Source organism: Streptococcus sp. Marseille-Q6488, from assembly GCF_946902925.1.
Classification (GTDB): domain Bacteria; phylum Bacillota; class Bacilli; order Lactobacillales; family Streptococcaceae; genus Streptococcus.
This window is the reverse complement of record NZ_CAMPPZ010000016.1, coordinates 31,279-57,643: the sequence shown is the minus strand read 5'-3', so window position 1 is coordinate 57,643 and position 26,365 is coordinate 31,279. Positions and strand designations below refer to the sequence as shown.

Annotated in this window: 28 protein-coding genes and 1 riboswitch; of the genes, 4 read left to right on the top strand and 24 right to left on the bottom strand. The window is 38.2% G+C overall.

What is annotated here, in order from left to right; all coding sequences use genetic code 11:
- Positions 1–100 precede the first annotated feature (100 nt).
- The 12 genes from OVN23_RS08285 to OVN23_RS08230 form a co-directional block, all read right to left on the bottom strand.
- Positions 101–829, bottom strand: coding sequence for an ABC transporter ATP-binding protein (locus OVN23_RS08285; RefSeq protein WP_173253012.1), 729 nt, complete (start codon positions 827–829; stop codon positions 101–103).
- A complete protein-coding gene (locus tag OVN23_RS08280; protein ID WP_173253013.1) occupies positions 829–1,836 on the bottom strand; it encodes an ABC transporter substrate-binding protein in 1,008 nt (335 codons plus the stop codon). The genes OVN23_RS08285 and OVN23_RS08280 overlap by 1 nt, the downstream gene beginning before the upstream one ends.
- A 36-nt stretch (positions 1,837–1,872) precedes the next feature.
- Positions 1,873–2,631, bottom strand: a complete 759-nt coding sequence (locus OVN23_RS08275; RefSeq protein ID WP_001245134.1) for an ABC transporter permease — start codon at positions 2,629–2,631, stop codon at positions 1,873–1,875.
- Positions 2,594–2,884 carry an MTH1187 family thiamine-binding protein gene (locus OVN23_RS08270; protein WP_000647665.1) on the bottom strand — a complete coding sequence of 97 codons (291 nt, stop codon included), beginning with the start codon at positions 2,882–2,884 and terminating at the stop codon, positions 2,594–2,596. Before OVN23_RS08270 ends, OVN23_RS08275 begins: the two co-directional genes overlap by 38 nt.
- A 68-nt stretch (positions 2,885–2,952) precedes the next feature.
- A riboswitch (TPP riboswitch) is annotated at positions 2,953–3,055 on the bottom strand.
- An 82-nt stretch (positions 3,056–3,137) separates the two neighbouring features.
- Positions 3,138–4,499, bottom strand: coding sequence for a choline binding-anchored murein hydrolase CbpD (gene cbpD / locus OVN23_RS08265; RefSeq protein ID WP_267240956.1), 1,362 nt, complete (start codon positions 4,497–4,499; stop codon positions 3,138–3,140).
- Between the two features lie 193 nt (positions 4,500–4,692).
- A complete protein-coding gene (locus OVN23_RS08260) occupies positions 4,693–4,959 on the bottom strand; it encodes a Veg family protein (protein WP_267240955.1) in 267 nt (88 codons plus the stop codon).
- Between the two features lies 1 nt (position 4,960).
- A complete protein-coding gene (dnaB, locus tag OVN23_RS08255; protein WP_120770774.1) occupies positions 4,961–6,313 on the bottom strand; it encodes a replicative DNA helicase in 1,353 nt (450 codons plus the stop codon).
- Positions 6,314–6,356: 43 nt separating this feature from the next.
- Positions 6,357–6,809, bottom strand: a complete 453-nt coding sequence (gene rplI, locus OVN23_RS08250; protein ID WP_000864214.1) for a 50S ribosomal protein L9 — start codon at positions 6,807–6,809, stop codon at positions 6,357–6,359.
- Complete coding sequence (locus tag OVN23_RS08245; protein WP_267240954.1) at positions 6,806–8,779, bottom strand: DHH family phosphoesterase; 1,974 nt, start codon at positions 8,777–8,779, stop codon at positions 6,806–6,808. Before OVN23_RS08245 ends, rplI begins: the two co-directional genes overlap by 4 nt.
- 135 nt (positions 8,780–8,914) lie before the next feature.
- Positions 8,915–9,463, bottom strand: coding sequence for a ribosome hibernation-promoting factor, HPF/YfiA family (gene hpf / locus OVN23_RS08240; RefSeq protein WP_050073478.1), 549 nt, complete (start codon positions 9,461–9,463; stop codon positions 8,915–8,917).
- 79 nt (positions 9,464–9,542) lie between these two features.
- The gene (locus OVN23_RS08235; RefSeq protein ID WP_267240953.1) at positions 9,543–10,205 is read right to left on the bottom strand and encodes a ComF family protein; all 663 of its coding nucleotides are present in this window, start codon (positions 10,203–10,205) and stop codon (positions 9,543–9,545) included.
- On the bottom strand, positions 10,202–11,500 hold the full coding sequence (locus OVN23_RS08230) for a DEAD/DEAH box helicase (protein WP_173274897.1): 1,299 nt from the start codon (positions 11,498–11,500) through the stop codon (positions 10,202–10,204). The genes OVN23_RS08235 and OVN23_RS08230 overlap by 4 nt, the downstream gene beginning before the upstream one ends.
- A gap of 56 nt (positions 11,501–11,556) precedes the next feature.
- On the opposite strand from OVN23_RS08230, the gene OVN23_RS08225 reads away from it, so the two are divergent.
- A complete protein-coding gene (locus OVN23_RS08225) occupies positions 11,557–12,192 on the top strand; it encodes a YigZ family protein (protein ID WP_173274896.1) in 636 nt (211 codons plus the stop codon).
- A gap of 284 nt (positions 12,193–12,476) precedes the next feature.
- A complete protein-coding gene (gene cysK, locus OVN23_RS08220) occupies positions 12,477–13,403 on the top strand; it encodes a cysteine synthase A (RefSeq protein WP_173253018.1) in 927 nt (308 codons plus the stop codon).
- Positions 13,404–13,524: 121 nt separating this feature from the next.
- Here cysK and tsf read toward each other — a convergent pair whose 3' ends face one another.
- The 12 genes from tsf to yfmF all read right to left on the bottom strand — a co-directional run bounded on the left by tsf (position 13,525) and on the right by yfmF (position 24,696).
- Complete coding sequence (tsf, locus tag OVN23_RS08215; protein WP_000808091.1) at positions 13,525–14,565, bottom strand: translation elongation factor Ts; 1,041 nt, start codon at positions 14,563–14,565, stop codon at positions 13,525–13,527.
- A gap of 78 nt (positions 14,566–14,643) precedes the next feature.
- Positions 14,644–15,423: a 30S ribosomal protein S2 gene (gene rpsB, locus OVN23_RS08210; protein ID WP_000268466.1), complete on the bottom strand. Its 780-nt coding sequence runs from the start codon at positions 15,421–15,423 to the stop codon at positions 14,644–14,646.
- A 224-nt stretch (positions 15,424–15,647) separates the two neighbouring features.
- The gene (gene pcsB / locus OVN23_RS08205; protein ID WP_112445445.1) at positions 15,648–16,826 is read right to left on the bottom strand and encodes a peptidoglycan hydrolase PcsB; all 1,179 of its coding nucleotides are present in this window, start codon (positions 16,824–16,826) and stop codon (positions 15,648–15,650) included.
- A gap of 93 nt (positions 16,827–16,919) precedes the next feature.
- A complete protein-coding gene (gene mreD, locus OVN23_RS08200; protein ID WP_061654453.1) occupies positions 16,920–17,414 on the bottom strand; it encodes a rod shape-determining protein MreD in 495 nt (164 codons plus the stop codon).
- Positions 17,414–18,232, bottom strand: a complete 819-nt coding sequence (gene mreC / locus OVN23_RS08195) for a rod shape-determining protein MreC (RefSeq protein WP_061654451.1) — start codon at positions 18,230–18,232, stop codon at positions 17,414–17,416. Before mreC ends, mreD begins: the two co-directional genes overlap by 1 nt.
- Before the next feature lie 58 nt (positions 18,233–18,290).
- On the bottom strand, positions 18,291–19,085 hold the full coding sequence (locus OVN23_RS08190; protein ID WP_020902295.1) for an energy-coupling factor transporter transmembrane component T family protein: 795 nt from the start codon (positions 19,083–19,085) through the stop codon (positions 18,291–18,293).
- Complete coding sequence (locus tag OVN23_RS08185; RefSeq protein ID WP_061088579.1) at positions 19,078–19,917, bottom strand: energy-coupling factor transporter ATPase; 840 nt, start codon at positions 19,915–19,917, stop codon at positions 19,078–19,080. The genes OVN23_RS08190 and OVN23_RS08185 overlap by 8 nt, the downstream gene beginning before the upstream one ends.
- Entirely contained in the window at positions 19,902–20,729 is an 828-nt protein-coding gene (locus tag OVN23_RS08180; protein WP_173253019.1) for an energy-coupling factor ABC transporter ATP-binding protein, read from the bottom strand. The genes OVN23_RS08185 and OVN23_RS08180 overlap by 16 nt, the downstream gene beginning before the upstream one ends.
- Positions 20,726–21,271: a CDP-diacylglycerol--glycerol-3-phosphate 3-phosphatidyltransferase gene (gene pgsA / locus OVN23_RS08175; RefSeq protein WP_061654441.1), complete on the bottom strand. Its 546-nt coding sequence runs from the start codon at positions 21,269–21,271 to the stop codon at positions 20,726–20,728. The genes OVN23_RS08180 and pgsA overlap by 4 nt, the downstream gene beginning before the upstream one ends.
- 10 nt (positions 21,272–21,281) lie before the next feature.
- Positions 21,282–22,124, bottom strand: coding sequence for a cytoskeleton protein RodZ (rodZ, locus tag OVN23_RS08170; RefSeq protein ID WP_173253033.1), 843 nt, complete (start codon positions 22,122–22,124; stop codon positions 21,282–21,284).
- 41 nt (positions 22,125–22,165) lie between these two features.
- Positions 22,166–23,449 carry an EF-P 5-aminopentanol modification-associated protein YfmH gene (gene yfmH, locus OVN23_RS08165; RefSeq protein WP_173283111.1) on the bottom strand — a complete coding sequence of 428 codons (1,284 nt, stop codon included), beginning with the start codon at positions 23,447–23,449 and terminating at the stop codon, positions 22,166–22,168.
- Positions 23,446–24,696 carry an EF-P 5-aminopentanol modification-associated protein YfmF gene (gene yfmF, locus OVN23_RS08160; protein ID WP_173262599.1) on the bottom strand — a complete coding sequence of 417 codons (1,251 nt, stop codon included), beginning with the start codon at positions 24,694–24,696 and terminating at the stop codon, positions 23,446–23,448. Before yfmF ends, yfmH begins: the two co-directional genes overlap by 4 nt.
- Before the next feature lie 158 nt (positions 24,697–24,854).
- On the opposite strand from yfmF, the gene yaaA reads away from it, so the two are divergent.
- Positions 24,855–25,223, top strand: coding sequence for a S4 domain-containing protein YaaA (gene yaaA, locus OVN23_RS08155; protein WP_000455895.1), 369 nt, complete (start codon positions 24,855–24,857; stop codon positions 25,221–25,223).
- Positions 25,224–25,225: 2 nt separating this feature from the next.
- Positions 25,226–26,323, top strand: coding sequence for a DNA replication/repair protein RecF (recF, locus tag OVN23_RS08150; RefSeq protein WP_173262597.1), 1,098 nt, complete (start codon positions 25,226–25,228; stop codon positions 26,321–26,323).
- Positions 26,324–26,365 lie beyond the last annotated feature (42 nt).

Here is a 26,365-nt window from a genome sequence, read left to right as displayed (position 1 = left end):
TTTAAACCTTGACTATCTTTGACTATTATACCGAAATTTTCTCATTTTTAAAAGAAAAAGGGCGCTGGTAAAGGATAATCTTCACCAACTCCCTATTTTTCTATTTATCTAAGCCTAATTCTGCCAAAATTTGACGTTTGTAGGCAATCTTTTGGACTTCCTTGTCCTCACCTTCAGACCAATCTAGTTTAATTTCTGAAACAATCTGCCCAGGGCGATTTTTCAAGATATAGATGCGGTCGCTGAGACTGAGAGCCTCCTCGATACTATGCGTGATGATCAGGGTCGTTAGCTGCAACTGCTTGTGAATCTCAAGGTACCAAGCGTGGAGTTCCATCTTGGTCATCTCATCCAAGGCGCTAAAGGCTTCATCTAAGAGAAAAAGCTTGTGCCCGAAAAGGTAGGTGCGAAGCAAGGCTACACGCTGACGCATCCCGCCACTGAGTTCATGAGGATACTTGTTCCGTACAGCTGTCAACTGGAAGGTCGCAAGAATTTCATCCGCTCGGGCAATGGCTTCCGCCTTATCCACTTTTTGAATCAAGAGGGGCAGGATGATATTACCAAGCACCGTCTTATGCTCCAAGAGCAAATCCTTTTGCAACATATAACTCACGCGCCCCTTGGGATTTTCTTCACCATCAAGGACAATTCTCCCTGACTGAACTTCTAAAATCCCAGCAATTAGATTAAAGAGGGTGGTCTTTCCTACACCACTTGGACCCAGAATAGAAACCACTTCACCTGAAGTCACCTGCAGGTTAATGTCCTCTAAAATCCTCTCCTGACCATAGGCATAACTGACGTGTTCTAGTCTAATCTCTGTCATTATTTCACAAATTCGTTGGTGAAGCCTTTGTCTGTCAAGTCTTCTTTAAGGATACCATTTTCTTTATCCCATTTGTAGAAGGCATTCCAGCGAGCTGCGTCAAATTGACCCCATTTTTCCTTGTCGCTTGCGTATTCTTTTGACAAGTATTTTTGAGATTCGATGACAAAGTCACGTTTTTCCTTGAGTTCAGGTGCATTTTTGATGAGGATGTCAGCTGCTTCTTCTGGATGCTCCATGGCATATTGGTAGCCTTTTTTGATAGCTTGGATGACTTTACGTGCTTCTTCTTTGTTATCTTTGAGGTAGTCGTTGTTAGCAATGATGACTGGTGAGTAATAGTCAAATTCTTTAACGTAGTCTTTCAAGTACATAAAGTTAGCATCTACACCTTGAGATTTGGCAAGAATTCCATCCCATCCATAGTAGATCCAAGCAGTGTCAAATACTCCATTGGCAATCGGTGTGATTGAGTTTGAATCGTTGTTTGGTACTTTTTCGACTTTATCAAAGTCCCCACCTTGTGACTCTACCAATGTTTTCAACATAGCAAGTTCAGTTGGGTCATTCCAAGTTCCGTATTTCTTACCAACCAAGTCCTTTGGACTGCTTACATTATCAGATTTACGAGAGATGATTCCTGATGTATTGTGTTCTACGATAGCTGCAACGGCAGTGATTCCTGCTCCTTTTTCCAATTTTTTAGCCATGTAGTCTTGGAAATACACTGCAAATGGTGCCTTACCATTGATAACCAAGTCAGATGAGCTTTCTTCTGGTGGCAATTTCAAATCAACATCGACTCCAGCTTCTTTGAAATAACCTTTTTCCTTGGCAACATAAAGCCCTGTGTGGTTGGTATTTGGTGTCCAGTCTAGGATAAAGTCAATCTTCTTAAGTTCTGCTTCCTTATTATCCTTAGAAGCAGTTCCTTGGCCACAGGCCACAAGCACAACAGCTACAAAAGCTGTTACAAGCGTTAAAAACACTTTCCATGTTTTTTTCATTTTGATTTCCTCTTTTCTTTTTGAAACATTCTAATTCTACGAACGTTTCCATTTAATAACATATTTTTCACTGATATCGACCAACTTCATACCCAGAAGACTGATAATCGATACCAGAATAATAATCGCGAACATGGTATCATACTGAAACAGTTTCTTGGACTGAATCATGTAGACACCTAGTCCTTCAAAGCCTCCCAACCACTCAGATACCACTGTTGTGATAAAGGCGTAGGAGACACTGACCCTCAGACCTGCATAAAAGTAAGGCAGGCTGACTGGAATTTTAAAATGCCACAGGATTTGCCAAGGCTTGGCCCGCATCAAACTAAACAAGGTCAGCATATCCTTGTCACAATGCCTAAAACCGTCCAAAATACTGACGATGATAGGAAAAGTTGTCGTCAAAATAATCAAGACAATCTTGGGCAGAATCCCATAACCTAGCCACAAGACCAAGATAGGAGCTATGGCAATGGTCGGAATGGTCTGAACAACCACCATCATAGGGTAAATCAGGTCATTGAGCCAAGTTAAACTATCCATAAGTACAGCCATGAGACAGGCAATCAAGACTCCCAAAATCAGTCCCAATAAAGCCACTCTCAAGGTCGCCCAGCTATGGTGCCAGAGAAATTCTCTGTCACGAACAAAGGACTGGAGAATTTCAAGAGGTGTCGGCAGGATAAACTTGGGGAGAAGTTTAAGAAAACCTGCTAACTGCCAGATTGACAAGACTCCCAGAAAGCCCAATAGACTAATGTGTCGTCTCAGTATACTTTTCAAGTTTCTCATCAATACTTAAAATCTCTCCTACATTTATTTTGACATTGGCAAAGACATTATCTGCCTCCTGCCCTGCCACTTCCAGCGCTTCTTTTAGAATGCGCATAAGCTCATCAAACTCCCCTTCCAAGACCGTTTCAAATGGTGTCACCACCATGGTCACTTCTTGAACTTGCAGATAAGCAATGACCTGATCGATAACAGCTATCCGATCAATCCCCTGTGCTAGGGGTAAAACTTGCAAGGCAATGCTTGCTTTCATAAAAACCTCCTCTTCTCGTTTTCCTTTGACAAAAAGAAAAACCTTTACCATATATGGAAAAGGTCAAGAATAGACTAAGTATCGTTCCCTACGCTGGCATTACCCAGATCAGGTGCGGTCGAAGTTTAACACTTCCTCTCAGACTGTACACAGACTCCCATATATTATATAGATATATGATAGCGCAAAATAAGAAAAATGTCAAGGAAACTGCTTACAGAAAAGAGCAGGAAAAATTTCCTACTCCAATTTTCTATACTCGTTCTCCATCACTGTTTACTCTGTAGCCATCCACCGTCGTATTAACAGCTAAGGCACCTGAAGAGTAAGAATAATACCACTTACCAAAAACTTGATACCAGCCTGTTTTCATTGCCCCTGAACTATCCAGATAATACCACGAGCCATTTTCCTTTAACCAGCCTGTCTGCATTTCACCAGATGATTTCAAATAATACCAGCTAGCTCCATCTTTCTGCCATCCCGTTGATTTAGAACCATTTGATTTGAAATGATACCAACTACCATTTATCTTCTTCCAACCAACAGCTGAACTACTATTGGATCCATAGCTAGAGCTATTTCCTGATTGGTTCTGATAATTCTGTGAAGAAACCACTCCCTCTAGCTGGATATAGCGACGACTTCCATTATAAGCCGTATAACTCAACCACTTGTAGCCATCTTTTTCGAGAATTTGATCATAATGAACATTCTCCCCAGGATAATAGTAATCAATCGCAGTTGCACTAGCTAATGGCTGATTTTTTATAGCAGACTTAGACTTGAAATAATGAGTTCCACCGGTTGAAGAAAGAACAGAATTACCTAGAGGATTTTTATTCACAGCCTCCAATTGAACATAACGATAGCTTCCATTATAGGCAGTATAACTCAACCACTTGTACCCATCTTTTTCAAGTACCTGATCATAATGAACACTCTCACCTGGAGAATAATATGCAATTGAAGTTGCACTAACTAAAGGTTGATTTTTTATAGCTACCTTATTCTTAAAATAATGAGTTCCTCCTGTAGAAGAAGGTTGACTATTGAATACTTTGCCACTACTTACTACATTACCCCCAGCCAAATCTTTAAAATGAATAAATCCTGTCATCATATTTGCTTTTATACTTCGTTTATTATAGGCTTCTGTATAACCATAGTTATATTCCTCGATCTCAATCTGATCTCCCATTACATTTGACACCCAGGCAACATGCCCATAAGTTCCTGCAGTAGACCAAGCAATAGAGCCAATCGTCGGTGTATTATCTACACGATAGCCTTCACGACGAGCACGATGCCCCCATTCATTCGCATTTCCATAAGCCCTTGGAATCTCAAAACCATTGACATTACTCAAGCGAAAAGCTGCAAAAGAAGTACACTGACGAGAATACATGCGCCACTGATCAATCTCCTGGCTCCCATTTTTATAATAAACAGGATAATCATCTCCACGCGCAATTGATCCATTCCCTCCGGAATAGGCATATACACTATTACCCGCTGCTAACATCAATCCTACTACTAAAAAGGGAACAACCTTTTTAGCTGATTTTCTAAAAGAAAACCTTGTCTCTGCTACTTTAAATGGTGAAATTTTCATTCTTCCTCCTTGAAATAGTATAGTACTCAATGAAAATCAAAGAGCAAACTAGGAAGCTAGGCGCAGGCTGTACTTGAGTAACGGCAAGGCGAAGCTGACGTGGTTTGAATTTGATTTTCGAAGAGTATAAATCGAAGATTGCCTTCACTTAAACTATTCGGAGAAAAAAGAAAAAGTGAGAAAATTTCTCACTTTAGTCAAGATAATGAATCAAATTCTTTTCTGTAAGGATATCTGAGTAAGTAAAGGATTCAACGTAAACATTAGCTTGTTTATCTCCTTCAACGTTCCCAAATTCAACGATAAATAGGGATGGATAAACCTCAATTAGCTTACCCAATCTATTTTTTTGGCGCTTACGACCATTCTCCAAAGTCATTTCTACGACTTGTCCCTCATGTGCCTTGATTTCTTCTTTGATTTTTTTCATCTTGACTACATCTGTAAATGCATCTGACATCTTATGCCTCCCTCTTTGAGATACTTGAAAATTTATTGTATTCTTTTTGGAAAATTAATTCCACCGTTCCACGAGCTCCACTACGGTTTTTCTCGATAATAACTTCTACCTTATTATTCGGTATGCCTTCCTCTTCTTCACCACCACGCTCATAGTAGTCGTCGCGATAAAGAAAGGCTACGATATCAGCGTCCTGCTCAATAGACCCAGATTCACGAATATCAGACAAGACCGGTCTCTTATCCTGACGTTGTTCTACACCACGAGAAAGCTGACTTAGAGCGATTACTGGAACCTTCAGTTCCTTAGCTAAAATTTTCAACTGACGTGAAATTTCTGAAACCTCTTGTTGACGATTTTCCCGACCAGTTCCCGTGATAAGCTGCAAATAGTCTATTAAAATCAAACCAAGATTTCCAGTTTCTTGAGCCAGTTTACGAGAACGAGAACGAATCTCTGTAATCCGAATCCCTGGCGTATCATCGATATAGATACTTGCGTTGGCTAGATTCCCTTGAGCAATGGTATATTTTTGCCATTCCTCATCAGTCAATTGACCCGTACGAATAGAGTGAGACTCCACCAAACCTTCTGCCGCCAACATACGATCCACTAAACTTTCCGCACCCATTTCGAGCGAAAAGATAGCAACCGTTTTGTCCAACTTAGTCCCAATGTTCTGAGCGATATTCAAGGCAAAGGCTGTCTTACCAACCGCTGGACGGGCTGCTAGGATAATCAACTCCTCCTCATGAAGTCCAGTCGTCATATGATCTAAGTCACGATAGCCTGTCGCAATACCTGTAATATCAGTCGTTTGCTGCGAGCGAGCTTCCAGATTTCCAAAGTTGATATTCAACACATCTCGAATGTTCTTAAATCCACTTCGATTAGCATTTTCGCTGACATCAATCAGCCCTTTTTCTGCCTGAGCAATGATTTCATCAGCTGGTTGCGAAGCCTCGTAAGCTTGATTGACAGACTCTGTCAACTTAGCGATTAAACGACGTAGCATTGCTTTTTCTGCAACAATCTTAGCATAGTACTCCGCATTAGCAGAAGTTGGCACAGAATTGACAATTTCAACCAGGTAAGACAAGCCACCAATATTCTGTAAATCGCCTTGATTATCAAGAATAGTACGAACCGTTGTTGCATCTATAGCATCACCACGATCGGATAAATCGACCATAGCTTGGAAAATCAAACGATGGGCATACTTAAAAAAGTCCCGAGACTCAATGTATTCTCGCACAAAAACAAGTTTACTCTCATCAATAAAGATAGCCCCCAAAACGGATTGCTCAGCTAAGATATCTTGAGGTTGTACTCGTAACTCTTCTACTTCTGCCATCAGACTTCCCTTCCTTTTACAATCTTGTCAAGAAGGTGTAAACTTATCCTTCCTTCACACGAAGATTGATTACACTTGTAATATCTTGATAGATTTTCACTGGTACATCAATCAAACCAACTGCTCGAATCGGAGCTTGTACTTGAATATGACGTTTATCAATCTTAATTCCAAATTGCTTTTGCAATTCTTCTGCAATCTTCTTATTGGTAATAGAACCAAAGGTACGACCATCTGGACCAACTTTTTCAACAAATTCTACAACCGTTTCTTCTGCTTCAAGTTGGGCTTTAATTGCTTTTGCTTCTGCAATCATCTCAGCGTGAGCTTTTTCTTCGGATTTTTGTTTACCACGAAGTTCACCTACAGCTTGAGCAGTCGCTTCTTTGGCTAGGTTCTTTTTGATAAGAAAGTTTTGCGCATACCCTGTTGGTACTTCCTTAATTTCGCCTTTTTTACCTTTTCCTTTAACATCTGCTAAAAAGATTACTTTCATTCTTCTTTCTCCTTTTCCTTTATTTCATTTAATACAATTTCTGTCAGTTTTTCACCTGCTTCTGACAAGGTTAAATCTTTAATTTGAGCTGCTGCCAAATTAAAGTGACCTCCACCGCCTAACTCTTCCATAATCCGTTGCACATTCAGTTTACTACGACTCCGAGCTGAGATGGATATAAAGCCTTGTGTATTCTTCGCAAGAACAAAACTCGCTTCAATACCTGACATAGCTAACATGGCATCTGCTGCCTTACTAATAACAACTGTATCATAGCATTTCGTGTCCTTAGCCTCTGCTATTAGTACATCTGAACCTAATTTACGCCCCTGTAAAATCAGTTCATTGACCTCACGATATTCTTCAAAATCTGTCGCAGCGATTTCTTGGATAGCAATACTATCACTTCCTCTCGTTCTGAGATAGCTAGCAACATCAAATGTCCGACTAGTCACTCGTGAGGTAAAATTTTTAGTATCCAGCATCATACCAGCCATCAAAACACTGGCCTGCATACGACTCAGACGATTTTTCTTAGAATTCTGGAACTGAATCAATTCCGTTACCAACTCACTGGCACTGCTTGCACCACTTTCGATATAAGTGATAACTGCATTATCTGGAAAATCCTGATCCCTTCTATGGTGGTCAATAACAATAGTTTGGGTAAATAAATCATAAAATTCTTTTGATAATGTTAAGGCTGTCTTTGAATGGTCTACAAGAATCAACAAAGAACGATTGGTCACCATCCCCATTGCATCCTTAACAGACAACAACTTCGTAACTCCTTCTTTTTCTAAGAATGAAACAGCTCGTTCAATATCTGGAGACATTTGTTCTTCATCATAAAGAGCATAGCTATTTTCAATCACATTGCTGGCGAACAACTGCATACCTACAGCAGAGCCCAAGGCATCCATATCTAAATTTCTATGCCCAACTACAAACACTTGATCCACACTACGAATCTTATCAGATATGGCTGTCATCATTGATCGAGTACGGGTACGAGTGCGCTTGATGGACGCAGCCGACCCACCGCCAAAGTAGACTGGATTTTTCGTTTCATCATTCTCCTTGACAACCACCTGGTCGCCACCACGTACTTCAGCCAAATTCAAGTTGAGCAAAGCAACTTTCCCTATTTCATCATGATTTCCATCGCCATAAGAAAATCCCATACTTAAGGTCAAGGGCAACTGTCTCTGTTTCGACTCTTCTCTGAAAGCATCAATAACAGAAAATTTATCATTCATCAAGCCCTCAAGCACCGTGTAGTCAGTAAAGAGATAAAATCGATCCATACTTACCCGACGAGAAAACATCATGTATTTTTCTGAAAACTCTGATATAAAATTAGCTACAAAACTATTGATTTGACTAATATCTGACTCAGAAGTTGCATCCTCCAAATCATCATAATTATCCACAGAGACAATCCCAATCACTGGTCGACTTGTTACTAATTCATCTGTTATGGCTTGCTCCCTGGATACATCTACAAAATACAAAACACCGGAAGAAGCATCCATATGAACAGCATAACGCTTCTCACCCAGTTTGGCATAAGTAGACGGATTTCCTACTGAAGCCTTGATAATCGTTTGAACAGCTTCCAAGTCAAAATCTCCATCTTCCTTGGTCAAAATCAATTCAGCATAGGGATTAAACCACTCAACCTCTCCAGAAGATAAATTCAATTTCATAACACCTACAGGCATCTGTTCCAATAGAGCTGTCAAACTTTCTTCCGCTTGGTGGTTTACATACTGGATTTGTTCTACTTCACTCCTTGTATAATGCACTCTCAGTTTCTTAAATAAAAAAACATAGCCTCCTACAAAAAGAAACAAAATTAAAAGCGTCAACAGATTATTATTAACAAAAATAATGAAAGTGGATAAGACTCCAAACGCAATCAATCCTACTAGAATAGGAAAAATTGGACTTACATAAAATTTTTTCATTCCAAACCTCTTGGCACCCATTATACCATAATACCCCTCAAAAAGCGACTTTTTAAAAGTGTAATCAGTAATTCTATCAATTATAAGAAAAAGGAGGTTTACAATTCAGTAAACCTACCTTTACACATATTGAAATTAAGATTCTTTAACTTCTAACAAACCAATTTCGCCATCCTCACGACGATAAATCACATTGGTTGTTTGATCTTCAACATCCACATAGATAAAGAAATCATGCCCCAATAAATCCATTTGTAGAATAGCTTCTTCCAAATCCATTGGTTTTAAATCAATTTGTTTTGAACGAACAACTTTAGACTGGACAACATTTGAATCTTCCACCAAAGCATCTGTAAATAATTGACTAGTTGCTACCTTATTTTTATTTTTACGCTCGATTTTTGTTTTGTTTTTACGAATCTGACGTTCAATTTTATCAGTTACAAGGTCAATTGAACCATACATATCTTGAGACACATCTTCTGCGCGGAGAGTAATAGATCCAAGCGGAATCGTTACTTCCACTTTAGCTGTTTTTTCACGATAAACTTTTAAGTTAATTCGGGCATCCAACTCTTGTTCTGGCTGGAAGTACTTTTCGATCTTTTCGAGTTTAGAAACTACATAATCACGAATTGCTTCTGTTACTTCTAGGTTTTCACCACGGATACTATATTTAATCATATGAGTACCTTCTTTCTAAACATTTTTGTTTTTATGATTTTATTATAACGCTTTCATTCTATTTTTGCAAATTTTTTCCTCATCTTACAAGGGAAAATGTTTTTACATCCTCAGCACCAGCTTCTTCCAGCAGTTTCTTCACACGATTTATAGTTGTTCCTGTAGTATAAATATCATCTATAAGTAGGATTTTCTTAGGAATGCGGACTCCACTTTTAATAAAGAAAGGAAGTTCTGTCCCCAAGCGCTCTGAGCGACTTTTAGAAGAACTAGCTCGCTCTTCTCTCTTTTCTAATAAATCCAGATACGCAAAGCCTGCTGCATCTACCAAGCCCTCAACCTGATTAAATCCTCTATCAGCATATCTATCAGGGCTTAGGGGAATGACTACAAATTGGTACTCTTTGTACTTTTTCAACTCCTCACTTAAAAATGAAGAAAAAACTTTTCTTAAAAGGAAGTCTCCATCAAATTTATATCGACTAAAAAAATCCTTCATAGCTTGATTGTAAGTGAAAATCGCTCTATGACTGACCTCAACTCCTTCTTTACACCAAAATTGACAATCTTGACACTTTGTTGACAATCCTATTTTCATACAGTTTGGACAGTTCTCTTCCCCAATTCTTTCAAAAGTAGAATCACAATCTAAACAAAGACAGGAGGCATCATTCTTCAGAAGTAAGAGACTACTAAAAGTTAAAACAGTCTTCATAGTCTGCCCACATAACAAGCACTTCATAGACCAGCCTCCTTATTCATCATCTGAATTTCCTTAATCGCCCTCTTGATTGAATCATTTAATCCATCATGGAAGAAAAGCAAATCTCCTGTCGGTCTATCCATGCTTCGTCCAACTCGTCCACCAATCTGAATCAAACTAGACTTGGTAAAAAGACGATGATTCGCTTCTACTACAAAAACATCTACACGAGGAAACGTCACACCACGCTCTAGAATAGTTGTGCTGATGAGTATAGTCAGCACCCCATCTCTAAATGCTTGCACCTGCTCTAATCGATTTTCTGTTACAGAAGATACAAAGCCAATTTTCTCATTTGGAAATTGCTCCTGTAAGATTTCTTTTAACTGCTCCCCTTTCTTAATTTCTGAAGCAAAAATGAGTAACGGATAAGCTGTCTTTCTCTGCTTATCAATATAGGACTTTAACTTTGGTGACAAACGATTCTTGTCTAAGTAGCGATTAAAATCCGATAACCAAACTGGCTTAGGAATAATCAACGGATTTCCATGGAACCGTCTCGGTAAACTCAGTCTTTTTAGTTCTCCTAAACGGACCTTTTTATCCAACTCATCGGTCGAAGTCGCTGTTAAAAAGATTCTCAATCCATTCTCCTTTACACTATTCTTGACAGCGTGGTAAAGCGTGAAATTGTCAACATAAGGAAAAGCATCTACTTCATCCACTATCAGCAAATCAAAAGCTTGATAAAATTTCAATAACTGATGGGTCGTCGCAACAACTAGTGGTGTTCGAAAATACGGCTTTGATTCTCCATGTAGGAGGGCTATCTCGCAAGAAAAATCATTTTGCAGGCGCTTATACAGCTCCAAACAAACATCTATGCGAGGACTAGCCAAACATACTGCACCACCTCCATTAATCACTTTAGCCACAACTTGATAAATCATTTCTGTCTTTCCAGCCCCTGTCACCGCATGAACTAAAGTTGGCTCTTGCTTCTCTACTGCTTGAATCAGTCCCTCTGACACCTTCTCTTGAAAAGGAGTTAATTGACCACGCCATTTAAGAACATCTTGCTTCGGAAAATCCTCCTGTGGGAAATAGTATAAATCTTGATCACTCCTGACTCGCTTCATAATTAAGCACTCCCGACAATAGTAAGCACCAATGGGCAAATACCATTCTTCTAGAATAGTACTATTACAACGTTGACAGAAAAATTTCCCCTTCTCCTTTCTCATTGCTGGAAATTTCTCCGCCAACTGACATTCCTCTTCTGTTAATTCATTCTCAGTAAACAAACGACCGAGATAGTTTGGATTTACTTTCATACTTCTTTATTCGTAAAAACCTAGCGCTTTAGATGATTTTTTAGTACAATTAAATCATGGAATTTAGAACAATTAAAGAGGACGGACAAGTCCAAGAAGAAATCAAAAAATCCCGCTTTATCTGTCATGCCAAGCGTGTTTATAGCGAAGAAGAGGCTCGTGACTTCATTACTGCTATCAAAAAAGAACACTACAAAGCTACGCATAACTGCTCTGCATTTATTATTGGGGAACGTAGTGAAATCAAACGTACAAGTGATGATGGCGAGCCTAGTGGCACTGCTGGTGTTCCCATGCTTGGGGTACTAGAAAATCACAATCTCACCAATGTCTGTGTGGTCGTGACACGCTACTTTGGTGGTATTAAACTAGGCGCTGGAGGACTAATTCGTGCTTACGCAGGCAGTGTTGCCTTAGGTGTCAAAGAAATTGGCATCATTGAAATAAAGGAACAGGCGGGCATTGCTATTCAAATGTCTTACGCTCAGTACCAAGAGTACAGTAACTTTCTTAAGGAACATGAGCTCATGGAACTTGAGACAAACTTTACAGATCAAGTCGATACGATGATTTATGTTGATAAAGAAGAAAAAGAAACTATTAAAGCTGCACTTGTAGAGTTTTTTAATGGAAAAGTCACTTTAACTGACCAAGGTTTACGAGAAGTTGAAGTTCCTGTAAACTTGTTGTAAACAATGGATAATACAGCGTTTCGTTGACATTCTCACAACTACTTTAACGAGCAAAATAAAAAGATGCTTGCCAAGACCTACTAGAAAATGAAGCAATTCAAAAAGAAAACTGATAACTTTCTTCTTTACACCTATTTACTAGAATTAGCCTAACACAATCTCTTAAAATTAATGGCTTAGACCTATGATATAAAAAAATCCTATCGCTCCGATAGGATTTCTATATTTTACAAATGGTATAGTTAGCGTTATACTAGAAATATCTTATACAAAGAGGTATTCATATGTCTATTTATAACAACATTACTGAACTAATCGGTCAAACTCCGATTGTTAAACTCAACAACATTGTGCCAGAAGGTGCTGCAGATGTCTATGTAAAACTTGAAGCATTTAACCCTGGTTCTTCTGTAAAAGACCGTATTGCTCTTAGCATGATTGAAAAAGCTGAACAAGACGGTATTCTAAAACCTGGTTCTACTATTGTTGAAGCAACAAGTGGAAACACTGGTATTGGACTTTCATGGGTAGGTGCTGCTAAAGGGTATAAAGTCGTCATCGTTATGCCTGAAACTATGAGTGTAGAACGACGTAAGATCATCCAAGCCTATGGTGCTGAACTCGTCCTTACGCCTGGTAGCGAAGGAATGAAGGGTGCTATTGCCAAAGCTCAAGAAATCGCTGCTGAACGTGATGGTTTCCTTCCTCTTCAATTTGACAACCCAGCAAATCCAGAGGTACACGAAAGAACAACAGGAGCTGAAATACTAGCTGCTTTCGGTAAAGATGGACTAGATGCCTTTGTTGCTGGAGTGGGTACCGGTGGAACAATTTCTGGTGTTTCTCATGCACTCAAATCAGCAAATTCAAGTATTCAAGTTTTTGCAGTAGAAGCAGATGAATCTGCTATTCTATCTGGTGAAAAACCTGGTCCTCACAAAATTCAAGGTATCTCAGCTGGATTTATTCCTGATACACTTGATACTAAAGCCTATGATGGTATCGTTCGTGTAACATCAGATGATGCTCTTGCACTCGGACGTGAAATTGGTGGAAAAGAAGGTTTCCTTGTAGGGATTTCTTCAGCTGCAGCTATCTACGGAGCCATCGAGATTGCCAAAAAATTAGGTACAGGTAAAAAAGTCCTTGCTCTAGCACCAGATAACGGTGAACGTTATCTCTCTACAGCACTCTATGAATTTGAAGTTTAGTCTCCTAAATACAATTGGCCCTTATTATAGGGCTTTTTATTTTTACCTTGAAAATAGGAAACTCTCCCTATAAGGATCGACTGCATAGAAAAAAGGAAGCAAATTTACTTCCTTTCTATAATTAGTTATTCAAGGCTGCTGCCATTGTAGCTGCAACTTCAGCTTCAAAGTCGTTTGCAGCTTTCTCAATACCTTCACCAACTTCAAAGCGAGCGAACTCAACTACTGAAGCGTTAACTGATTCAAGGTATGCTTCAACTGTCTTGCTGTCATCCATGATGTAAACTTGTGCAAGAAGTGTGTAAGCTTGGTCAACTTTAGTGTTGTCAAGCATGAAGCGATCCATTTTACCTGGGATGATTTTGTCCCAGATTTTTTCTGGTTTGCCTTCTGCAGCCAACTCAGCTTTGATGTCAGCTTCAGCTTGAGCAATAACATCATCAGTCAATTGAGCTTTTGATCCATATTTCAAGTGTGGGAGAGCTGGTTTGTTAACCATTGCACGGCTTTCGTTATCTTGGTCGATAACGTGGTTCAATTGTGCCAACTCATCTTTAACAAATTGCTCATCCAATTCTTTGTATGAAAGAACTGTTGGTTTCATAGCAGCAATGTGCATTGAAATTTGTTTAGCAAGTGCTTCGTCTCCACCTTCGATTACAGAGATAACACCGATACGTCCACCGTTGTGTTGGTATGCTCCGAAGTGTTGTGCATCTGTTTTTTCAATCAAAGCAAAGCGACGGAATGAGATTTTTTCTCCGATAGTCGCTGTTGCAGATACGTATGCAGCTTCAAGAGTTTCACCTGAAGGCATAGTCAAAGCAAGAGCTTCTTCGTTGTTAGCTGGTTTTCCTTCAACGATTGCTTTAGCTGTTGCGTTTACCAACTCAACAAATTGAGCGTTTTTCGCAACGAAGTCAGTTTCAGCATTTACTTCAACAACTGCTGCAATGTTACCGTCAACATAAACACCAGTCAAACCTTCTGCAGCAACACGGTCAGCTTTCTTAGCTGCTTTTGCCATACCTTTTTCACGAAGCAATTCAATCGCTTTTTCGATATCGCCTTCCACTTCAACCAATGCTTTTTTAGCGTCCATAACACCAGCACCAGATTTTTCACGCAACTCTTTAACAAGTTTAGCTGTAATTTCTGCCATTTTGATTCTCCTATATTTTTTAAAAATAGGAGAGCCGGGCTAAGCCCCGCCCTCCTAGGTAATTACTATTTATATAAATTAAGCGTTGTCACCTTCTACAACTTCAACGATTTCTTCAATTGAATCTGCTTGAGTTTCTGAAGCTGCAAATTCTGCTTCAACTGCTACTGCATCCTCACCTTGACGTCCTTCGATGATAGCGTCAGCCAATTTAGCTGTGATCAATTTAACAGCTCGGATAGCGTCATCGTTAGCTGGGATGATTACATCGATATCATCTGGATCAGTGTTTGTGTCAACCATCGCTACAACTGGGATTCCCAATTTTTTAGCTTCTTTAACAGCGATTTGCTCTTTATGTGGGTCAACTACGTACATCACATCTGGGATACGAGGCATATCTTCGATACCACCCAAGAATTTTTCAAGACGCGCACGTTGTTTGTTAAGAAGTGCAACTTCTTTCTTAGGAAGAACTTCGAAAGTTCCATCTTCTTCCATACGTTTGATTTCTTTCAAACGAGCGATACGTTTTTGGATTGTTCCCCAGTTTGTAAGAGTTCCACCCAACCAACGGTGGTTGATGAAGTATTGACCTGAACGTACTGCTTCTTCAGCAACTGCATCAGCTGCTTGTTTCTTAGTACCAACGAACAATACAACCGCATCGTTAGCTGCTGCATCACGCATGAAGTCGTATGCTTGGTCAGCGTATTTTACAGTTTGTTGCAAGTCGATAACGTGGATTCCGTTACGCTCTGTAAAGATGTATTTAGCCATCTTAGGGTTCCAGCGACGAGTTTGGTGACCAAAGTGTACACCAGCCTCAAGAAGTTGTTTCATTGAAATTACTGCCATGAGTATTTCTCCTTTTTGTTTTTTTCCTCTTCTTGACTTCAACTCGCAAAACGACCCAAGGGCAACTGCTTCACAATTCATCAAGAATGAGTATTATCGTTCACACGACAATCTTTATTCTACCATACTTTTTCGATATTTTCAAGCTATTTTGATGGGATTTTTAATAGTTATTGTCCCTGGTAAAAACTGAAAAAGAGGGCTCTATTCGAGTCCCTCTGTAATTAGTCTGCATAAATATATGTCACAAAACCTTCAGAAGTCGTTGTTGGATTAAACCATCCACGGTGGTTTCCAAGTGTGCGATTACCTGCATAGTTTGATTCTGATACTTGAATACGTGTTGTTGATTCAACAGCTGTAACAACCGCTACGTGTCCATATCCACCATCGTTCCAACATGCAATTGCTCCAACTTGAGGGGTTGAACCTGTACGGAAACCTGCTGCTGCTGCACTTGTGGCCCACTGTGCTCCATTACCCCAATAGTCTCCAGCCCAAGGTGCTAATGTTTTAACTCCCCAGGTACATTCTCCAATTGGATAAGTTGAGGCATCCGTGTTATATGTTGGACGTACTTTAGCCTGAACAGGTGCTACTGCAGATTCAGATACTGCTTGTACCTGTGCTGTTAGGTTTGTATTACCTGAAGCAAGTACTGATTGTTGTTGGCTAGCTTGTTTTTCTTTATAAGCTGCTTCTGCTGCCGCAGCTGCACGTGCCTCTGCCTCAGCTGCTGCTTTTTGTTCCAATAGACTTGCTTTTTCCCCTTCAGCTGTCGCTTTCTCAGCAGCAAGACTCAATTCAGCAGCTTTTAGTTCTGCCTGTTTAGTAGTCAATGCTTGAGCATCATCTGCCAATTTTTGTTGATTAGCAATTACAGTATTGATAGCATCATTATTTGCTACTTGCTTCTCAGAAATTGCTTTTTTATCTGCCTTTTGTTGTTCCAACATTTTGTTGTTAGCAGATACGATTTCACTCATTGCAGCAACACGTGAAATAGCTTCTGTAATTGATTTTGAGTTTACAATGGTATTGATATAGCTAGTTGCGGCTCCATTTGTTTGAGCACTACGAGCTTGTTTTTCCAAAGATTGGTTACGAGAAACAATGTTTTTAGAAAGTTCTGTAATCTCACCCTCGAGTTTCTTAGATTCTGCTTGTAATCTATCATTTTCAGATTGCAAGTTAGATTGCTCTGCTTGAATAGCAGATACTTGCTCCTGAATTTGATCAACTTGTTTTTGTGCTTCTTCTTGTTGTGCTGTTAAGTTACTAATTTTATTATCTTGAGCAGCAATTTTGTCATCAGTCGTTTCTGCATGGGCAGTCGTCAATACTGCTGCCTGGGAAACCATTACTGTACTTAATAAAAGCGAGGCTAAGATTTTTTTCTTCATGGTTAATAAATACTCCTTCTGTTTAAGACAATACTAGTATACCAAAAAAAACTCCAATAAATATTACGCCTTTGTTACATTTATATGTCGTTCTTATAGATAATATTTTTCAAAAATAAATTGAAAAACAGTAATCCATAAAAAATTTAAAATCATCGTCGGTACCAAGCTATAGACTATAAAAATCGACATGTTATCCACTGTCAACCCTACCATAAAAGCCAAAAGATAACTACCCATTTCAAACAGGAATGTCAGTACAATCATAGAGAGCATTCGTGTCCAACGATTCAATAAAATAACACTATTCAATTTATGAAGAAAGGCTCCCAATAAGATAAATAAGAGAGTTGCAATCCCTATTAGATGGAAAAAGTAAACATCGTAAACCAAGCCTATCACAAAACAATAGACTAGGTAGAGATATTCTGATACTTCTATCGTCTCAAATAAGAGAAATAGAAAAAGAAAATGACTAGCTAAATGTACATGGGGGAAAAATGAGCCCAGAAGCTGGCTAATATGGGCGTCAATTAGAACAAAGAAAGGGAGCAATAAAAACACTCCAACCCGCTTCAACTGTCTCATTATGAATTCCCCACTAATTCTATCACATCCACATTATGAGTATCTGCACTCAATTTAACAGTTACTTCTCGTGTCAAATAGTCTGTACTATGCGTTGTGGCAACCACTTCACCTACAGGAATATCAGCAACGTTAAAGTTTCCTAATCCACCTGTTGTTACCTTATCGCCTGTACTAATATCGCTATTACTATTTAATTGACTAATTTTAAGAACTTCATTTTCCTTGTCGTAGCCAACAATAATTCCATAAATTGTAGTAGTGCCGTGTTGAATTTTAACAGAAATCTTATCAGCATTTTCCGTATTTGTCAGAAGGTTGACCATAGTAGAGTTGTCCTCCACTTTTGAAACACTCCCAATCAAGCCACCATTTGCAATAGCTAACATGTTCTCAGAAGCACCTTTTGATCTACCTGCATCTAAGGTCAACTCCTGCTTCCAAGATACCGGAGAACGCATAATAACATCTGCTGCTAAAGTCTTTGTGGCTTGCAATTTAGACTTCATATCAAGCAATTGGCGCAGTTGTTCATTTTCCGTCTTTAAACTTTCCGCCTCATTTGATTTGACTTCTAACTGGTAAATCTGTTTCTTCAAACTTTCATTTTCATTATATGTTCGTGTCAAATGAGCCAAATCTGATTTGACAGAATCAAACCACCGAAAAGGTTTTTGCACAACTCTATCAACCAATGAGATCCCATCTCCTAATTTTGTCACAATTGTACTTGAATAAGTCGTCGCTAAGAGAGCTGAGACAAGCAGAACAGTGACAAAAACAATAATGACATATTTTGATTTTTTAAAACGGTTCATATCCCTACCTTTATATCAAAAACTGTTACAGTAACTTTTTATCAATTCCTAAAAGCTACTAAGATTTTAAGAAAAATAAGCAACAACCAAGTACGATAATAACAAGAATAGTCAGCGTATCCTTTCGAGTCCATTTCAGTTGTCGGTATTGACTTCTACCTTTTCCACCCTGATAACCACGCGCTTCCATGGCGATAGCCAAGGAATCTGCACGTTTTAAACTTGTTGCAAAAAGAGGAATCAAAATAGGAATCATCGCCTTTACTTTTTGAACGATGCTTCCTTCACCAAAATCCACTCCACGCGCTTTCTGTGCATTCATAATCCGCGTCGTATCATCCATTAAGGTCGGAACAAAACGTAGACTCATGGACAGCATCAAACCAATTTCATGAACTGGAACTTTCACACGCTTTAAAGGTGCTAATAAAGCTTCGACAGCTGATGCCAAACTTAAGGGCATGGTCGTTAAGGTTAACAAAGTTGAAAAGAAAATAATCAATACAAAACGACAAAAAATAATCCCAGCTTGTTGCAAAGCATAATCTGTGATTCTCACAAACGAAAACTCAAATAACACATTCCCATTAGAAATGAAAAATAGTTGAAAAATAGTTGTGAAGGCAATCAAGAAAAACATAGACTTCAAGCCCTGAATAAAAAATGAAAGAGATACTCCTGACAAGGCAATAAATATCCCTGTCGCTATAAAAAGAATTAGATTCGTCAAGGGATTATTAGCCCAAAAAACGATCAAAATTAGTAACATCATAGCAAGCAATTTGCTACGTGGATCCAATCGGTGAACAATCGAATCCCCTGGGATATAACGCCCCAAAATCATACTATCCATTTAGCGACTCCTTGAACTCCTCTATCTTAATCGGTAATCGTTTAAATGACACGCCTCTATCAGCCAATCGTTTACAGAAAGCCGTAATCTTAGGTACTCCCAACTGCACTTCTTCCATAAAAACAACATCTTGAAAGACATCACTCGGTTTACCACCCTTAACCAAACGTCCCTTTTCCATTACATAGACTTGATTCGCATATTCAGCAACATCATCCATCAAATGCGTTACCAAGACGATGGTCATCCCTGACTGGTGGAGTTTTTTGAACAAATTCATCAACTCTTTTCTACCCAGAGGATCTAGGCCAGCTGTTGGCTCATCTAAGACTAATATAGCTGGCTCCATGGCAAGTATGCCTGCAATGGCAACACGTCTCATTTGTCCCCCTGACAACTCAAACGGACTGCGATTAAAAAGTGATTCATCAATTCCAACCAGAGCCAGTTTCTCACGCGCAATCTTCTCCGCATCTTCTTCAGAAACTCCAAAATTTTGCGGTCCAAAAGCAACGTCTTTCAAAACCGTTTCTTCAAAAATCTGATTTTCAGCAAACTGAAATACCAAGCCAACCTGTTTTCTAATTTGACGAATATCTTTATTTTTAGAAGTCGAGGTGATTAAGGTATCAAAAACCCTCACACTCCCTTGACTTGGCACCAATAAACCATTTAAGAGTTGTAAAATAGTTGATTTACCACTACCTGTGTGCCCAATTAAAGCCGTATAAGAACCATCTTCAATCGTCAAAGAAACATCCGACAAAGCTGTTGAAGCTAAGGGAGTCCCTTCTTGATATGTAAAACTCACATTTTCTAGAGCAATTCCCATAATTTATCCTCTAGCTCACTTTCTGTCAAATAATTTTCAGGTAAATCATAGCTATTCTGGCTCAAAGAATATTTTACTTGATTGGCAAAAGGATCGTCTAATCCAATTTGATCTAAATCATTTCGAGAGAAAAGTTCTCTTGGGCTACTAGTTGATTCAATTTCCCCTTTTTTCATGACCAATACGCGGTCACTCATGGCAACTTCTTCCAAATCATGGGTAATAGAAATGACCGTCATATCATAGTCTTTCCGAATTCCCTGTACTGTCTCAATCAGTTCTCTACGCCCCTCAGGGTCCAACATACTCGTTGCTTCATCTAAGATTAAAATAGCTGGTCTTAGGGCTACAACGCCTGCAATGGCCACACGTTGCTTTTGGCCACCTGATAGACGCGCCGGCTCTCTCTTTTTAAAGTCTAACATGCCAACTAAAGCCAGAGCTTCTTCCACTCTCTTTTTCATTTCTTGACGAGAAAGGCCCTGATTTTCCAAACCAAAAGCAACATCATCTTCAACAGTCGCTCCAACAAATTGATTGTCTGGATTTTGAAAAACCATACCGATTTGACGACGTATATTCCAAACATTTTCCTCAGTCAGCCGTTGACCATCAATTACAATCTCTCCAGATTCCGCTTCCAATAAGCCATCGATTAACCGGACAGTCGTTGATTTACCACTACCATTATGCCCTACAATCGAAAGCCATTCTCCACGTTTCACGTGAAACGTAATATCTTTCACATCATAGTATTCCTGACTTTCCTTATAGCGAAAAGAAAGATTTTTTACATCAATTATTGATTTCATTTCGAACCAAATGTCCCTTTAAATACATAAGCACTACCCTTGAAATAATCATAGCCAGAGTAGATAGTGAAAAACAAGGCTACATAAAGTAGAACTTGACCAAGCAAAGTCCAATGTAATAGCAAGAAAATAATGGCAAACATCTGACTGAAAGTTTTAATTTTTCCAGGCATTGCTGCTGCTAAAACTTTTCCACCAGTTTCAACCAATAAAAGCCTTAAACCTGTCACAGCCAACTCTCGACAGATAATCACTGCAACAATCCAAGCCGGAGCCATATCTAACTCAATCAACATAATAAAAGCCGACATAACTAGTAACTTATCCGCCATGGGATCTGCAAATTTACCAAAATTACTGACCACATTCCATTTACGTGCTAAATATCCATCTAAATAGTCGGTAATACTGGCAATAGAAAAGATAATAGCTGCCACTATATGACTTTCTATCGAATTTCCTATCGTTAAAATAAAGATAAAAATAGGTATAAAGAGAATTCGACCTATTGTTAAGAGATTGGGAATTTGTTCTTTTTTCATTCGTTTTTCCTTAATTTTTAGTAAAGGTTACAGTGATTTGTCCAGTCTGCGCTGTTAACTTCGATAAATCAACAGTCTGATTATCTACTGTCAAAGTAACACCTTTTACAACACCTAATGTAATGGTTACAGGACTTTTAGTTGCAACTGTTGCTTCTGCACTTTTCTTCTCTGGCGATAGGGTTACACCGCCCTCAAGTTCGCTTTCTGAAACGCTGACCCAACTTGTAACATCTGAAACTGCCAATTGCAATTTAACTGTTTCTTTACTTGTCTTATAAGCGATTTCTACATGATTTCCTTCACCTGATACACTTATAGTTGATTCTACACTAGAAGAACTGCTAGATGAACTACTACTTGAAGAGTGGGGAACAGAGCTAGTTGAACTTATTGAACTTGTTGATTGAACCACACTGTAATTAGAAAGAGAAGACCCCTCTGGTTGAGTTTGAATATAGTTCCAAACATAATAGGTCACAAAAATTAAAATCGATAAAGCAAAAAGGATAAAATAAAATAAAGGTAAAAAGGATGTTTTTTTCTTCTTTTTCTTACTTGAACGTCTACGACCTGTCAACTCATCTTCATCAACATCTACTTCCTCATAAGTAATCATACTCCCAGAATCATAAGCATCCAAAACAATTTGATCATCTAACTCAACAGCCCATGCATATTTTTTCAAGAAAGAACGCGTGTAAAAAGGACTTGGAAGTTGATCGAAATCGTCTGCTTCCATTGCTTCCAACATATCTAACTGGATTTCTGTCTTTTTCTGCAATTCATCTAAACTCAATCCCTGATTGATTCTAGCTAATCGTAAAACCTCACCAATTGTTTTTTTCCTCATACTTGTCATCCCTTCTTTCTAGTATCTATTATGATAGGTTACTACGATGGGAATATTGTAAAATCAACTATATCCCCTTCATCTATTAAGTGATGTCCTGCTTCAAGGACATCCTCTAAAGTAATTTCCTGTAAAATCTTTGGTAAGTCAAAAATTGTCTCACCATGTTCAAAAGCATCATATTGCGTTGCAATAAATTCAAGAGAGTTCATGCTACTGAAAAATTCGCCAAACATCTCTCTTTTGATAATATCTAAATGTTCCTCTGTAATATCTAAATCCTTTGTAAAATTACGAATAGCCTTCCTGAATTGATGAGACAAAGCAACTGGCTCTTTCGTATCCATTGTCAACATGACAAAATGAAAGCGACTTGTTACTTCAATTTCAAGAGATAGGGAAGCATCTAATTTACCTGATTCATAACATTTTTGAAAACGATCCGAAGTCCAACCAAACATCATTGCAAACAATAATTTTAATAAAATATGATGTCGATAGCAATCCGCCTCAGCAACTTCTCGCTTACCTCTAACTCCAATCGCTAGTTTGGGAGAAGATACTTCCATTCTCATACTGTCTGTTGACTTCACAGCCTGTAAAACAAATTTTTCTCTTGCTAGTTCCTGAACATCTAAATCTTTCAGTTCTTTTCTTCCAAAGTAGTTCTGTACTCGCTCCACATCAAAATTACCAACTAAAAACAGAGACATGTTTACAGATTTATAAAATCTTGTAAAATTTTCTTGCAAATTAGTTAGATGGATTTGGGAAATTGACTCCTCACTGCCAACTATATCAGTTGCTAAAGGTGTGCCAGGATACAAATTCGCTAAAGTTGAAAAGAATAAACACGAATCTGGATCATCTTGATACATTTCTCGTTCTTGCTGGATAATATCCTGCTCTCTTAAAATGGAATCTTCAGTAAAGTGTGCTGATGTTACCAATTCATCAAGTAAGTCTAAATTTTCTAAAAAATGATCCGTTGCTGAAAAAAGATAGTTTGTTTTTGTAAAACTTGTAAAGGCATTACTATCTGCACCTAGACTCGTAAAAGCAGACATCAAATCGCTAGCATCTTCTCTTTCAAATAATTTATGTTCAAGAAAATGAGCAATTCCTGCAGGATATTGTTTTACATCTCTGTCAACTTCTGTGACAAGCGTATCTACCGAACCAAACTGGACAGTTACACTCCCGTAAACCTCTTTAAATTCCTTTTTAGGCAAAAGAGCAACTGTCAATCCATTCGACAAACGAGTTCGATAAACCATTTCTTTTACAGCTGGATAGTATTTTTCTTCAAAAACAACCTTTGTCATTCTATTCCTTCCATAAAGTAAATCGCCTGTAGTTTCACATTATTAGCTGCTCTACAAATAGCATCTTTGTCAACTTGCTCGAGTTTTGCAATCCAACCTTTAAAGTCTGCTGAAGATTTTCCAAGTAAGGCATTTTGATAAGCACGTTCAATCAATGAACTTTGATTATCTTGAGAAAGCAACAAAGACCGACGAATCATTTCCTTGGTCTGCTCTAGCTCAAGCTCTGTAAAATATCCTTTTTTTAAATCAAGCAGTTGATTATTCATCATTTTTCGAGCCTGGTTACGATTTTCTCGATCAATGCCAGCATACATCCTCAAGAATCCACTAAACAAATCAAGCTGACTTGAAATAGTATAAGCCAATCCAGCATTTTCACGGACATTTGTAAAGAGCTTAGAGTGAGCAAATCCACCAAGTAAACCATTCATTACAATTATGGGTAAATGTTGCTCATCACCATATTCAGAAGGGCAATGATATCCCAACTCTAAAATAGACTGTCCCACATTTTTCCGAATCATACCTTCCTGAAGGATATTGGAATAAGGTTGACAATACTGGACCTTCACATCTCCTTCTCGATCTTTAAAGACAAATGATTCTAATACATTTTGAATTTCAACCTCATTAAAATCACCTAGGAAAAAGAAATCTATTCGATCATTGGCCAAAAATTCTTGGAAACAAGAATAAGAACTTTGTGGAGTTTCAGCTAAAATACGATTTCGTAAATCACTATATTCCAATTGAAGACGTTCATCATGAAAAAACAATTTATCCAATTCTTTATGTGCAAAATAAAAAGAATCATCCATATCAGCTGCTAAACTTGCTAGCAATTGCTTTTTCTCAATTTCAAATAAGGCGGGATCAAACCCATTATCAACTACTACGGGTGAAAAAAGAGTTTCTTTTACAAGTTCCAAAACCTGAGAAGTTAGCACATTTTTCCTACTTAAAAACTCATCACGAACATAGGTAAATGTCAATTCTACAATGTGACTTTGCCCTCTTCTGAAACAATTGGTTGACATATCTGTACCGTATAGACTGGCCAAGTGTCTCCTAAAATTTTGAGAAGTGGGGTACATCTGGTTGGCAGTTTCTAGCATACTCGCACTCAACATGCGACCTGCAATCGTATCAAGAGATAATGGAACTGTAAAACGCACGGTAATTTTGTTCGTTTTAAACTTTTTTGATTGGATAAAATGTGTTGAAATTCCATGCACTAACTCCATGATTTACCTCCTTATATACAGACTTCTATTATATCACGAAAACCTGAAATTTTCTTGTTCTCTGTAACACTTTTGAAATAAAAATCGCTTACATTTCTCCCTGTTTCTCTCACTATTTTTAGGAAAATATGGTATAATACCAAAGATTGAGGTGAATTATGGAATACAAATTATTTGAAGAATTTATTACCCTCCAAGCACTACTCAAAGAACTTGGAATCACACATAGCGGAGGAGCTATCAAATCCTTTCTCTCTGAACATTCTGTTTACTTTAATGGGGAATTAGAGAGTCGTCGCGGTAAAAAACTTCGTATTGGCGATAAAATTGACATCCCTGACATGAATATTGACATTTTGTTGACACAACCTACTTCTGAGGAGCAAGATGAATACCAAGCTGATAAAGTTGAAAAAGAACGAATCGCTAAACTTGTTAAGGAGATGAATAAAGGAATAAAAAAAGACAAATCGAAACTTTCTTCATCACCCAAAAGCAAACAAGCTCCGCGATTCCCTGGTAGATAATCATGTGGCTACAACACCTATCTCTTAAAACTTTTCGTAACTACAAAGAGACGAAAATAGACTTTAATCCTAAATTAAATATCTTTTTAGGACGCAATGCACAAGGTAAAACAAATATGTTAGAGGCTATCTATTTTTTAGCCTTAACACGTAGTCATCGAACTCGAACCGATAAAAATCTCATTCATTTTGATGAGGAACAACTTCATCTTTCAGGTCTTATTCAGAAAAAAACGGGATCCATTCCTCTAGAAATAGAACTAACACAAAAAGGCCGGGTGACAAAAGTTAATCATTTAAAACAGGCACGACTTTCAGATTACGTAGGACACATGAATGTTGTCTTATTTGCTCCTGAAGATTTACAACTAATTAAAGGAGCACCTTCAGTTCGACGAAAATTCATTGATATGGAACTTGGACAAATCAAGCCAATCTATTTATCTGACTTAACCAATTATAATCACATCCTAAAACAAAGAAACACTTACCTAAAATCAGCTCAAATAATAGATGAAACCTTCCTTTCAGTACTAGATGATCAGCTAGTTTATTATGGATGTCGTGTAATGAATCACCGCTTAGATTTCATAAAAAAACTAGAATCATTTGGGCGTAAGAAACATTTTGAACTCTCTAATCAGATTGAAGAGTTGTCAATATCCTATCAATCTTCTGTCAATATGACTGACAAACAAAACTTGTCCGAATCTTTCAAAATTGCTTTAGAAAAAAGTAGATCCAGAGATTTATTTAAAAAGAATACTGGTGTTGGTCCTCATCGAGATGATATCTCTTTTTATATAAATGGGATGGATGCTAGTTTTGGAAGTCAAGGTCAACATCGTAGTCTCGTCCTATCGATAAAATTAGCAGAAATCGAATTAATGGAAAGTATTACTACAGAATCTCCAATATTACTGCTTGACGATGTTATGAGCGAACTTGACAACACTCGACAACTAAAATTATTAGAAACGATTTCTCATTCAATCCAAACCTTTATTACAACAACAAGCTTAGATCATCTTCAAAATCTGCCAGAAAATCTAAGTATCTTCACTATTCAGGATGGTAAAGTTGCTGTAAATAGAAATTGACAACATTGTAAAAGAACTCCTGTTTTTACTGGAGTTCTTTTC